Below are 12,847 nucleotides of genomic sequence, written 5' to 3'. Positions count from 1 at the left end.
TGCGTTGTAATGACTGTGGTGAAGTAATTAAGTGTCCTCATTGTGATGTAACGCTTACTTATCATAAACATGAACAGAAATTAAAATGTCATTATTGTGAATACCAAATTCCTGTATCGCGTACTTGCCCTAATTGTCATAGTCAGAATTTAAAACAGATAGGTACGGGAACCCAAAAAATTGAAGAATTAGTAACTAATCAGTTTGATGGCGCTAGAGTACTGCGCTATGATATTGATTCGACTAAAAATAAAGGTGGTCATCAAAAACTGTTAGATAAGTTTGCAAAAGGTGAGGCTAATATTTTGTTAGGAACCCAGATGATTGCTAAAGGTCTTGATTTTGAAAATGTTACGTTTGTTGGGGTATTAGATGCTGATTTAAGTTTAAATATCCCTGATTTTCGCGCTAATGAGCGAACTTTTCAGTTATTGGAACAAGTTTCTGGGCGCAGTGGTCGAGGAAAAAAAGAAGGAACAGTGATGATCCAGACTTATAATCCTGATCATTTTGTCTTGCAGTGTGTTAAAAACCATGATTATTTACGTTTTTTTAATCAAGAAATGGAAATTAGAAAGATGGCTAAATATCCACCGTATGTTCATTTATTAAGTATTATTATTCAAGGAAAAGATGAAACAAGTGTTAGTCAAAATGCATTGCGAATAAAAAGTTATCTGCAAAAGCAGTTAACTAATGTAGCTATTTTAGGACCAGCTAATAGTTTAATTTATCGCATGCAAGATATATATCGCCAAAGAATTTTAGTTAAATTTACAGATAGTAAAAAAATATATCCAGTATTAGAAAGAATGAGTGATTTTTTTAATCAGCAAAATACCAAAGTTCATGTAGTTTGTGATTTTAATCCCTATAATCAGATTTAGAAAGGAAATGTTATGTCTCGAAAAGTTGCTTTAGATATTTTATTAAGATATGAAAAAGAACATAGTTATTTAAATATTATTTTAAATGCTTATTTACAACAAAGCTGTCTGTCAAGAAATGATAAAGACTTGACAACCAGATTAGTTTATGGAACAATTCAAAACAAGCTCTACCTTGAATACCAGTTAGCTCCTTATATTGAAGGAAAACGGGTCAAAGTTAGAGAAAAAATGATTTTATTAATGGCTTTATATCAATTGCTTTTTTTAGATAAGATTCCTAGCTATGCAATCATTAATGAAGCTGTTAATTTAGCCAAACAAAAGAATCAATACGCTGGTAAATTTGTTAATGCTATATTACGTAATTTTATTACTAATGGTAAACGAGAAATTGAAACTACGGATCCCTTAGTTAAACTATCAATTGAAAGCAGTCATCCTTTATGGCTAGTTAAAATGTTAAGCAAACAATACGATTATAAAACCGCTAAAGAAATCTGTTTTCATGATAATACCATTCCTAATCGAACGGGACGGGTCAATACTCTAAAAACGACTAAAGCTAAGATTTTAGAAGATCATAAATTTACTAGTGGAACTTTAGCTAATGATAGTGTTTTATATAAATCAGGTAATCTAGCTAGTACAAGCTATTATCAAGAAGGTTTAATTGCAATCCAGGATGAATCAAGCCAGCTGGTTGCACCACTTTTAGCACCAACAAAAGATGATCTGGTTTTAGATATGTGCTGTGCTCCTGGGGGTAAAACAGCTCATTTAGCTGCCTTGATGAATAATCAAGGAAAAATAATCGCTTATGATTTGTTTGAACATAAAATTGAATTAGTTAAAGCTAATTTAAAGTTATTAGGGGTCAATAATGTTGAATTACATAACGGTGATGCAACTACTTTAAAAGAGCGTTTTCCAGCAAATACCTTTGATAAAATTCTTTTAGATGCACCATGCAGTGGTTTAGGAGTCTTGAAACGAAAACCGGAAATCCGTTATCATGATTCTAATGCAATTGATGCAATTATGAAAGTTCAGGTAAAATTATTAGACAATGCCTACTATTTACTTAAAAAAGGTGGTAAAATGGTCTATAGTACCTGCACTATCAATAAAAAAGAAAATGAAAAAATGATTGCTAGGTTTATTGAAAAATATCCCGATATGCAAATTATTGAAGAAAAAACAATTTTGCCATATATTTATGATAGTGATGGTTTTTATATGTGCAAATTAGAAAAAGGAAAGTAAGATGAAAAATATTTATGATTATTCTTTAGAACAGTTAAGTGAATATTTTAGTTCAATTGGTCAAAAGGTGTTTCGAGCTAAACAGGTGTTTAGCTGGCTATATCAAAAACAAGCTACATCTTTTGATGAAATGTCTAATCTATCAAAAGATTTAAGAAATGTTTTAAAAGAAAATTTTACGTTAGACATTTTAGAAATTGTTGAAAAACAAGTATCACGAGATGGAACGATTAAATATTTATTTAAATTATTAGATGGCAGTTTGATTGAAAGTGTCTTGATGATCCATGATTATGGCCGTTCTTTATGTGTTACTAGTCAAGTTGGCTGCAATATGAAATGCAGTTTTTGTGCCAGTGGTTTACTAAGAAAACAGCGTGATCTAACACCAGGGGAAATCGTTGGTCAGATCATGAAAGTAATGCATGATACTAACGAGCGCGTTAGTCATGTGGTAGTCATGGGAACCGGTGAACCATTTGATAATTATGATAATGTGATGGAATTTGTAAGGATCATCAATCATCCTCATGGTCTTGCCATCGGCGCTCGACATATTACGATTTCAACTTGTGGTATGATACCAGGGATCGAAAAATATAGTAATGAAGGGATTCAAACTAATTTAGCGATTTCTTTACATGCACCAAATGATGAAATTCGCAATACTTTGATGCCAATCAATAAAACATATCCATTAGATGATTTACGAGTAGCTGTTAGCGATTATATCGCTAAAACCAATCGCCGAGTTACTTTTGAATATATTTTATTAAAAGATATTAACGACAGCTTAGTTTGTGCTCGACAGCTAGCTCATTATTTAAGAGGATTGAATGCTTATGTCAATTTGATTCCTTATAATCCGGTTGATGAACATGGTTATCAGCCAAGTAGTAAAGAAACGGTGGAAATGTTTAAAAGTGAATTACTTAGATTACATATTAATGTGACTTTAAGAAAGGAACATGGTCGTGATATAGATGGCGCTTGTGGACAGTTGCGTTCTAAAAGAGGCGGGGTGAAATAATGAACTATTATGCAAAAACAGACATTGGAAAAGTAAGGAGTAAAAATCAAGATCAGGCAGCCGTAAATGCAAATACTAAAGATCAGGTCATTGCCCTTGTTTGTGATGGTATGGGTGGTCATCGTTCGGGCGAAATTGCTTCACGAGTAGTAATGGACCATTTTATGAGCTGTTTTGGTATTATTCCCCCATTTGATAATAGTGATGAATTAAAAAAATGGCTTCAAGAAACAATTGTTGAATGTGATCAGATCGTTAAAAAAATGGCAATGCAAAACATTGAACATCAAGGTATGGGAACAACGATCGTTGTTGCTATTTATATGGATAATAAATTATATATCTCACATGTCGGTGATAGTCGGGCCTATATTTTAAAAGATAATCAGTTATCACAAATTACTAAAGATCACACACTAGTAAATGAATTAGTTGATCGTGGGGCTATTAGCGAACAGGAAGCTAAACATCACATGAAAAAAAATGTGTTGACTCAGGCAATCGGAGCGCAGACGGAATTGAAGCCTTCACTTATCGAAATGGATTTTGATGATGGTATCTTGCTTCTTTGCAGTGACGGTTTATATAATTGTTTAGATGATGAAAAAATCAAAGAAATATTACTTAAAGATACTAAAGTAATGGAAAAAGTTATTGAATTAATTGACCAGGCTAATGAAAATGGTGGTCGTGACAATATCGGTATAGCCATCATAGATAACCAGGGAGGAAGATAAAATGGCGAAAATAATTGCAGAGCGTTATGAATTATTAGAATTAATTGGCCAAGGTGGGATGGCTGATGTTTATTTAGCTCAAGATATTATTTTAAATCGAACGATTGCGATTAAGATTTTAAGAACAAGTTTAGCAAAAGATCCCATATATGTAACTAGATTCCAAAGGGAAGCAAGTGCAGCGGCCGCACTTTCTCATCGTAATATTGTAGAGATATATGATGTTGGCGAAGATGATGATAAATACTATATTGTAATGGAATATGTTCCTGGAACTACTTTAAAAGAACTGATCTTAAAACGCGGTGCGGTTCATTACATCGAAGCCATTGATATCATGAAACAAATCGTCAGCGGGATTGCCAAAGCACATCAATTAGGAATTGTTCATCGTGATTTAAAACCGCAAAATATTTTAGTAACTGATAGTGGAACAGCTAAGATTGCAGATTTTGGAATTGCTTCAATGCAATCATTAGCGCAAGTAACCCAAACTGATGTAATCATGGGTTCATTGCATTATCTAGCTCCGGAATTAGCTCGTGGGGAAAAAGCTACCGTACAAAGTGATGTTTATGCTTTAGGAATCGTTTTTTATGAATTGTTAAGAGGGCAAGTGCCATTTAATGGTGAATCACCAGTTAATATTGCTTTAAAACACATGCAAGAAGATTTACCATCATTATTGGATTTTAATCCATCGATTCCCCAATCAGTTGAAAACATCGTTATCAAAGCAACGGCCAAAAATTTAAATGACCGTTATCAAAGTGCTAGTGAGATGATGGAAGATATTAATACTTGTCTAGAACATCCTGATCAAGAAAAACTAGTATTTTCGTATGATAGTGATGATGAACCAACAATTGTCGCTGATCCCCATACGGCTTTTTCAACTGGCAATACCGGTGATCTTAGAACCCGCCAGGAAGAAAAAGAAGAAATGGAAGAAACTAGTGATGGCTTTTTTAAACGATTAGTTAAAAAAATCAAAGGTTTAGATACCAAAGCTAAAGTTATTATTGGAGCAGTTACGGCTTTAGTTGTTTTAGCAGTAGCTTTTGTAATTTATTTGAATTCTGGCAGTGATGCTACTTTAATGCCTGATTTAACGGGAAAAACAATTGCTGAAGCCGAAAAACTTTTAGCTGAATATAACGTAACGATCGATGAAAATGTTAGTGAAGAACTATCAGATAAATATGATGCTGGTGAAATCATTGAAACTAATCCCAAAGCTGGTAAATCAATTAAAGATGGTGATGTGGTTTCGGTAACGATTTCTAAAGGAAAATATATTGTTTTAGATAATTATGTGGGAATGACTTTAGAAAAAGCCCAGGATGCTATTAGTAAGTTGAATAAAGACGTTGATATTGAAATAGTGGTTGAAGAAGAAGTTTCTTCAAAGACTAAAGGCGAAGTAATCGGACAAAACCGGGATAAAGGGACTAAATTAGATCCAACGGATCAAAGTGATTTAACTATTACGTTAACAGTTTCTAAAGGGAATTATATTGTCGTAGGAAATTATCTTGGTAAGAGTCAAAGTGAGGCTGAAGCTGCCCTTAAAAAGCTTGGTTTCCAAGTAACGATCAATACTGAAGAATCTGAACAAGCTGAAGGTACTGTAATTAAACAAAGTCTAAGTGAAGGTTATAAAGTTGATCCTGATGACGATGATCGTAGTATTACTTTAACTGTTTCCGCTGGTAAGACTTATACCGTTCGTGATGTTTTTGATCGCAATATTAATTCCGCTAAAACTATTTTAGAAAACAATAATTTTGTCGTTAATTTAGTTGATTTATCTAATTCTAACGATCAAAGTTTATTAAGTTCTTACCCATTTAGAAGTGTTAATACAGTTGCCGGACAAAGTCCTGAAGCGGATACTACAGTTTCTAAAAAAGGAACTACGGTTACTTTATATTATTATTCAAAACAGCCAGAAACAGCTTCACCAGATGATGAGGATTAGGAGAAAATAATGGCTAAAGGAAGAATCATAAAAGCATTAGCAGGATATTATTATGTTGAAGCTGATAATCAGATTATTCAATGCCGGGCCAGAGGTAAATTTCGTAAAAACGAAATCAAGCCTCTGGTTGGCGATTTTGTTGAGTACCAGCAAGAAGGCAATAATGATGGTTATGTAATGAAAATATTACCGCGCAAAAACTCTTTAGTAAGACCATTAATTGCCAATGTTGACCAGGCCTTAATTGTCTGTTCCTGTAAAGAACCAGATTTTTCATCGATTTTATTAGATAAGTTTTTAATGGTAATTGAACATTATCAAATTGAACCGATCATTATTTTTTCCAAAACTGATCTAATCGACGATGATAGTTTAGATCATTACTATCAAGCTTATCATAAAGCTGGTTATCGTTTATTTAAGACTAGTTCTAAAAATAATCAGGGCATTGATGAAATTAAGGAAATCTTTAAAGACAAAGTAACTGTTTTTACTGGACAAAGCGGGGTTGGTAAAAGCAGTTTATTAAATGCATTAGATATCACTTTAAATCTAGAAACTAATGATATTTCTAAATCACTTGGACGCGGTAAACATACGACTCGCCATGTAGAATTGATTAAGATGTATGGCGGTTATTTAGGCGATACCCCAGGATTTTCATCATTAGAGCTAGATATGACCCCTCAAGAAGCCGCTGTGGCTTATCACGATTTTGCCACTCTAGCTAGTGAATGTAAATTTAGAGGCTGTTTACATGATAGCGAACCGCAATGTCGCATTAAAGAGGCAGTAGCAAAGGGTTTAATCTCTAAAGAGCGATATGAGCATTATTTAATGAATTTACAAGAAGTTAAAAAGAAAGAGGAAAGAAAGTATGGTTAAAATAGCGCCTTCGTTGTTAGCAGCTAATTTTGCGTGTTTAAAAGATGAATTAGAAGCAATTAAAACAGCCCATTGGTTGCATTATGATGTTATGGATGGGCACTTTGTACCTAATATTTCATTTGGTTACAGTATTTTAAAAGATATCAGTAAGATAACTGATTTATATTTAGATGTTCATTTAATGATCAGTGATCCGATGAAATATGCCAAAAACTTTATTGACAGTAATGCTTCATCAATTACTTTTCATTATGAAGCGATAGCTAAAGATAAAATCTTTGAAATGATCAATTATTTAAAACAGCACCATATCGGGGTGGGAATATCGATTAAACCAGATACTGATGTTTCGGTTTTAAAACCATATTTAGATTCATTGGATTTAATTTTAATCATGGCTGTCGAACCTGGTTTTGGTGGACAAGTGTTTAATGAATCAGCAGTTGATAAAATTGCCTGTTTAGCTAAATTAAAACAAGAAAATAATTATCATTATTTAATTGAAGTTGATGGCGGTATCAATGATATTACCGGTAAAATTTGTCGTGACGCTGGTGTTGATGTACTAGTAGCCGGAAGTTATATTTTTAATAGTGATGATTACGCGAAAAAGATTGAGTCATTACAATGAAAATCGGAATTTGCAGTGCTTTAGCTAATGAAGTTGATTTAAATCTTGATTATATCGGAGTTGATAAAGGAATTGAGGTTTTATTAAGCCAGGGAATCCAGCCCATCTATGCCATTGGTGATTTTGATTCCATTAATAATAAAAATCTGTTACAAAAACTAAAAATAAAACAATTACCAACTCATAAAGATGTAACTGATACCCATGCGGCTCTTGAATATGCTATTGATCATGGCTATGATGAAGTTGATATTTATGGCGTAACGGGAGGCCGTTTAGATCATTTCTTTAGTGCTGTCTGTTTATTGGAAAAATATCAGTCAATCAAGATTCGCATCATCGATAAGCAAAATATTATTTATTTACTTAAACCAGGAACTCATCAAATATTCAAAGATGAATACCAGTATTTTTCATTATATGCTTTAGATGATAGTTATATTGATATAACGGGAGCGATGTATCCCTTAGATAATTACTATCTTGTAAGAAGTGATCCTTTATGTGTTTCTAATCAGGTAAGTAAAGATATTGCTTTAATTAAAACATCTAAACCAATTATAGTTGTTAAATCAAAAGACGCTTAAAAATGTGGAACTTCTCCACATTTTTATTTTACATATTTTTGATAAAAATAATAGATTGCAATATTTACAATGACCAGGATAATTGCTGATGAAAAAGGTGTAACTAGATTTAATATAGTAAGAATGCTAGTCAATGTCCAAGAAAAAGCATACATAAAGCATAACCAGTAATCTTTATCCTTGGCATTAATTTTTTGATTATTTAAAAAGATAATAATACCTGTCATAATTAAAATAATGCTAGGAAAAAATGAAGCAAAATATTCCATTTAGATCATCCTTTCAATGAATAACTAAATAATACCAAGATAATTTAAGATAATCAATAGAACTAAATTTTATTAAGAAATCTTTAATTTTAACTGTTTAATTATTTTCAAAGATTAAATAAAGTAATAGAATTATTAATATAAAATCAATTCATCATTAAAATAAAAAAGTTAGGAAGTGTAAATGTGAAAAATAATAATTATCAAAATGCTATTGCTGTATATGATTTATTATATTTAATTAATAAGGCATACACAGAAAATAATGATGTATTAATCGCAAAAAATCTTTTAGAAAATCGGTATGATTTAGACCGGTATTCACTAGATAAATTAAGTGAAAAAACTTTTTTTTCACAATCATCGTTAAGCAGATTTATTAAAAAAATAGGATATCAAAATTATAATGATTTTAAAAACAACATCATTCGTTCAAATTGGATGATTGAAAAAAACAATCAAACAATAAAAAATCGAGAATATTCAGTAATAGTTGATGATATTCATAAAAAAATAAGTGATTGCATCAATAATATATATAATTTAGATCATCAACATTTAAAACGGATCATTGAAAAATTAAAATCAGCTAATACTATTTATTTTATGGGTTCTGAATTATCAATGGCTATGACACACTTATTACAAATGGCATTAATTTCGATTGGAAAAGAGGCGTATGCAATTTTTGATTATCATTATCAAAAAGAAATATTAACTAAATTAGAAGATGATTCATTATTAGTTGTTATTTCGATTCAACAGCGTGCTTATAGCCATATAAAGGACTTTCTAGTAGATAATAAGATGTATAAAATGTTATGGACCATTGATGATGATCACGATGGCTTGAAATATTTCGATGATTATTTTGTTTTTGGTAAAGAAGCAGATGATAATTTGGGATATAATGAATTGATGTACTTTATTTTATTAGTATATAATTTAGTGTTAAATTAGTTTTCATTCAAATTTTGAATGAACCATTTAATTTTAGAATGAAAAAACAAAATTAATCATGATAATATGTAAGCGGATACAGAAAGGATGGGAAAAATGAAAAAGTTTAAAAGATTATCCGCTTTATTAGTTGCTAGTACGATTATGCTTTCAGCTGCTAGTGCTGTTACTCCAGCTAATGCCATAGAAACTACTAGTCAAGTTACTGTACAGTCAGTTGAACAACAAATTGATCTTTTACCTAATTCAATGCTTGAAGCAACAGATGTAGAGCAAACTTATTTGCAGGCAGTAAATATTTTAGATGAATATGAAAGTTTATCAGATGTTGATAAAGATAGTGTTCAAAATTATAACAAATTAGAGGAATTATTAAATCCTAATAGCTCAAGTCTTAATTTAGATAACATTTCATCTATTGATAATAGTTTTCTAAAAAATAAAACAATTGGCTATTTGGGCTCTTCAATTACTTATGGATTCCAAAGTGAAGGAACTGCATTTCCTGATTATATTCAAAAAATCACTGGAAGCACTTCAATAAAACAGGCCATAACTGGGGGTCCTCTTGCTAAAAAAGAAGGAGTGCGGGATGATATTAGTTATATCACCCAATTAGAAAATGGCAGCATCGATGCAAATAGTAATTTGGATGCTTTGGTAGTTCAGCTATCAACTAATGATGCATCACTTGGAATTGATTTTGGTACATTATCAAAATCATACGATATAAAAGATTTTGACTATTCAACAATTACTGGAGCAATTGAATATATAATTGCTTATGCAAAAGAAAAATGGGATTGTCCAGTAATTTTTTATACCGATCCATATTTGAGTGATGAAGCAATCAAACATTTTGTTGAAATCAATGGTGGGGATGTTCAAGAAATTAAAGATGTTTATCAAACAACATATCAAAAAATGGTTGATATATTGTTGGAAGTTCAGGCAAAATGGGATATTGATGTTATTGATATGTGGAATAATTCGTCATTTATTAATACTAATATCAATTTAAGAGATTATTATATGTGTGATCCAATTCATCCATATAAGGCTGGATATTTATTTTGGTATACACCATTTATTCAAAATCAATTAGAAACTATTTTAAAAGAAAATGAACAAACTACTACAATTGATTTAATCCAAAATTCAGATACTACTTATACATATAATGCAGCAAATGATGGCTATTTGTCTGATTATTCTAATTGTGTTACACCAGTTTATTATGTTTATGCCGGTGATATAAGTGAAAAACAGGCAGAAAAATTATTAACTGAAATGAACATTATTTCTAATTTGCAAGAATGGGCTACTTCAGTAACAGTTGTAACACCAATTAATAATGCAACTTATAATCAGGATGATTTAGATGCATTTATTAAAATGCTTGGTACAGGTGTATCTAATGTTAAAGTAATTGGTATTGATGATGGTGCAACATTTGTAAATAACTATTTGAGTCAAAAATGTTATGCTGTTGCTGGAATTATGACTTATAATGGCTCAATGGATATTGATGGCGATTATAATGTTCCATTACCTGCCTATCTAAGTAATCCTAGTTCAAAAGCTAAAGACTATTATGTGCGTGCTAATGATGCTTTAAAAGTAACAGAAAATGTTTACCAAAATAAAAATAATCCTTTACAACAAGTTGTAGTTAGTGGTGAAGAAACGTTAGCTGAAGCTTTTGAAAATGCTTGGAATAATGTGTTTTCAAAAAACTATCGTCAGCATAATGAAAAAACAGAATTCTATATGGCTGATGTTGCAAAATATACTGATCCATATCCATTAATTGAAATTGCAAACTATGAAGAATTGAATATTCAATATAATCCAATTTATAATGCACCATTAAATGGTGAAGGAAATTATACTTGGTTTGAATATATACCTAATGATGTTTTTGAAGCTGAAAATGGAACAATACCATTAGTTATATCTTTACATGGAAATGGTAATGATGCTAGATTACAAGGTGAAACTACTGGCTGGGTAGAATTAGCAAGTCAAGAAAAATTCATTGTAATGGCCCCTGAATGGCAAGATATTGTTTATGATTCAAGTACTCATGAACCAGGTCCAAACTTCTTTAATTGTGACGGATTAGAAGGGGATAAGTTAATTGAATGGTTGGAAATGTTAAAGATTAAATATCCACAAATTGACGCTTCTAGAGTATATATTACTGGATTATCAGCTGGTGGAAGTGCTAGTGAATTATATGGTATTAAATATGCTGATAAATTTGCAGCAGTTGGTGCAGTTTCAGCACCAGCAGTTGACAAAGAAGAAATTGTATCACTTGCTAGTGATTATAACGGTGTTAATGTGCCAATGATCTATATGTGTGGTGATCATGATTTCTTTGGGATGATACCAGTAGATTTATCAAGTCAAAATAGTTTTATGGTTGGTGAAAATACATATATCCAAGACGTTGATCCGGCTTGTGAAATTTTCCCGGTAATTCAAGCTTATCAAAAAGTAAATGGAGTTGAAGTTAGTGAAAAGTATGATATGTCACTAAATCCATATTATGGAATTCAATTAGATAATCAAAATTGGTTTAAACTTGGTGATAAAGATGCTCTTGAAGGAACTTTATCTAATGAAAATGGTGTGATTATGAAGTTTACAGCTATCAAAGATCAGGCGCATTGGAATTATAAACCAGAAGCTAAATACATGTGGGAATTTTTTGTTAATTATTCTAGAGATTTAGAAACAGGAGCAGTCATTAACACAGAAACTTCTAATAAAAATGAAACTATAGTTACTGCTGTTAAAACTGGAGATGAAACACCATTACTCTTTTTGGCTAGTGCCAGTGTTATTTCTGGAATAGGTATTTATACATCAAGAAAAAAAAGAAAGTTTAACTAATAATTTATCTAGAGGAAATTAAAGTATTAGTGAATATTTAAAGAGGAAATGATGTTATTGTTTGGCATATAATCAATAATTTCATATCCTCTTTTTATTGTTTTTTTATAATATGCTTTTTTTAAAACCAATAACAGCACCAGCTAGATTTAAAATAATTAGAATGATAGTAATTATAATAACTGGTAAATAATCATTAATATTAATATTAGATAATAAATTAGTATAATTAATCAAAGCAGTTGGAAAATATGTTGTAAGTGCTGGAATTAATGCTAATAAGTAGCATGTAAAAAAAGATAAACCAATAAATATAATAACGGCTGGTACTGATTTACAAAAAACGGAACTTAATATGATTAAAGAACATAAATAAAGACCAAATAAATAAAAACAAAAGATAGTAAAACTAAGGCTATTGATGATATGGCTATCAAAGAAGTATGTTGTATAACCATAAGTAATTAATAAACTTAATAAATAACCAATAGTCCAAAAGATAAATAAAATAATGGTTTTTGAAATAATCACATTTTTACGTTTTAATCCTTTAGATAATAAAATAATCAACGTTCCTTTTTGCTTTTCACTAATTAAAATACTACTAAACATAACTACAAAAATAACTAAAATAAGCTGCATATTTTTAAAATACTGGCTCCATGATGTTAAAGCATCAACTTGATAGTTTTCAACAGCAATACCACTAT

At 30.8% G+C, this 12,847-nt stretch carries 12 protein-coding genes; 10 read left to right on the top strand and 2 right to left on the bottom strand.

The window, feature by feature from the left end; all coding sequences use genetic code 11:
• The 8 genes from priA to J7M77_RS06480 form a co-directional block, all read left to right on the top strand.
• On the top strand, positions 1-887 hold an 887-nt coding region (gene priA / locus J7M77_RS06515), incomplete at its 5' end, for a primosomal protein N' (RefSeq protein WP_296877027.1).
• A gap of 12 nt (positions 888-899) precedes the next feature.
• The gene (gene rsmB, locus J7M77_RS06510; protein WP_296877026.1) at positions 900-2,153 is read left to right on the top strand and encodes a 16S rRNA (cytosine(967)-C(5))-methyltransferase RsmB; all 1,254 of its coding nucleotides are present in this window, start codon (positions 900-902) and stop codon (positions 2,151-2,153) included.
• A 1-nt stretch (position 2,154) separates the two neighbouring features.
• A complete protein-coding gene (rlmN, locus tag J7M77_RS06505; RefSeq protein WP_296877025.1) occupies positions 2,155-3,183 on the top strand; it encodes a 23S rRNA (adenine(2503)-C(2))-methyltransferase RlmN in 1,029 nt (342 codons plus the stop codon).
• On the top strand, positions 3,183-3,920 hold the full coding sequence (locus J7M77_RS06500) for a Stp1/IreP family PP2C-type Ser/Thr phosphatase (RefSeq protein ID WP_296877024.1): 738 nt from the start codon (positions 3,183-3,185) through the stop codon (positions 3,918-3,920). Before rlmN ends, J7M77_RS06500 begins: the two co-directional genes overlap by 1 nt.
• A gap of 1 nt (position 3,921) precedes the next feature.
• Positions 3,922-5,901 carry a Stk1 family PASTA domain-containing Ser/Thr kinase gene (gene pknB / locus J7M77_RS06495; RefSeq protein WP_296877023.1) on the top strand — a complete coding sequence of 660 codons (1,980 nt, stop codon included), beginning with the start codon at positions 3,922-3,924 and terminating at the stop codon, positions 5,899-5,901.
• Between the two features lie 9 nt (positions 5,902-5,910).
• Entirely contained in the window at positions 5,911-6,786 is an 876-nt protein-coding gene (gene rsgA, locus J7M77_RS06490) for a ribosome small subunit-dependent GTPase A (protein ID WP_296877022.1), read from the top strand.
• Complete coding sequence (gene rpe / locus J7M77_RS06485; RefSeq protein WP_296877021.1) at positions 6,779-7,420, top strand: ribulose-phosphate 3-epimerase; 642 nt, start codon at positions 6,779-6,781, stop codon at positions 7,418-7,420. The genes rsgA and rpe overlap by 8 nt, the downstream gene beginning before the upstream one ends.
• Positions 7,417-8,007, top strand: coding sequence for a thiamine diphosphokinase (locus tag J7M77_RS06480; RefSeq protein WP_296877020.1), 591 nt, complete (start codon positions 7,417-7,419; stop codon positions 8,005-8,007). The genes rpe and J7M77_RS06480 overlap by 4 nt, the downstream gene beginning before the upstream one ends.
• Positions 8,008-8,030: 23 nt before the next feature.
• Here J7M77_RS06480 and J7M77_RS06475 read toward each other — a convergent pair whose 3' ends face one another.
• A complete protein-coding gene (locus tag J7M77_RS06475) occupies positions 8,031-8,276 on the bottom strand; it encodes a hypothetical protein (protein WP_296877019.1) in 246 nt (81 codons plus the stop codon).
• 186 nt (positions 8,277-8,462) lie between these two features.
• Between J7M77_RS06475 and J7M77_RS06470 the strand changes: the two genes are divergently transcribed.
• Both J7M77_RS06470 and J7M77_RS06465 read left to right on the top strand, forming a co-directional pair.
• Positions 8,463-9,236, top strand: a complete 774-nt coding sequence (locus tag J7M77_RS06470) for a MurR/RpiR family transcriptional regulator (RefSeq protein ID WP_296877018.1) — start codon at positions 8,463-8,465, stop codon at positions 9,234-9,236.
• A gap of 96 nt (positions 9,237-9,332) precedes the next feature.
• Positions 9,333-12,137: a GDSL-type esterase/lipase family protein gene (locus tag J7M77_RS06465; protein WP_296877017.1), complete on the top strand. Its 2,805-nt coding sequence runs from the start codon at positions 9,333-9,335 to the stop codon at positions 12,135-12,137.
• 105 nt (positions 12,138-12,242) lie between these two features.
• Here the strand turns inward: J7M77_RS06465 and J7M77_RS06460 are convergent.
• Positions 12,243-12,847, bottom strand: a 605-nt coding sequence (locus tag J7M77_RS06460) for an ABC transporter permease subunit (RefSeq protein ID WP_296877016.1), incomplete at its 5' end; no start/stop codon positions are given.

It is taken from the genome of Thomasclavelia sp. (genome assembly GCF_017889095.1).
GTDB lineage: Bacteria > Bacillota_I > Bacilli_A > Erysipelotrichales > Coprobacillaceae > Thomasclavelia.
The sequence above is the reverse complement of the archived record's forward strand: the minus strand, read 5'-3'. Positions and strand labels throughout refer to the sequence as shown.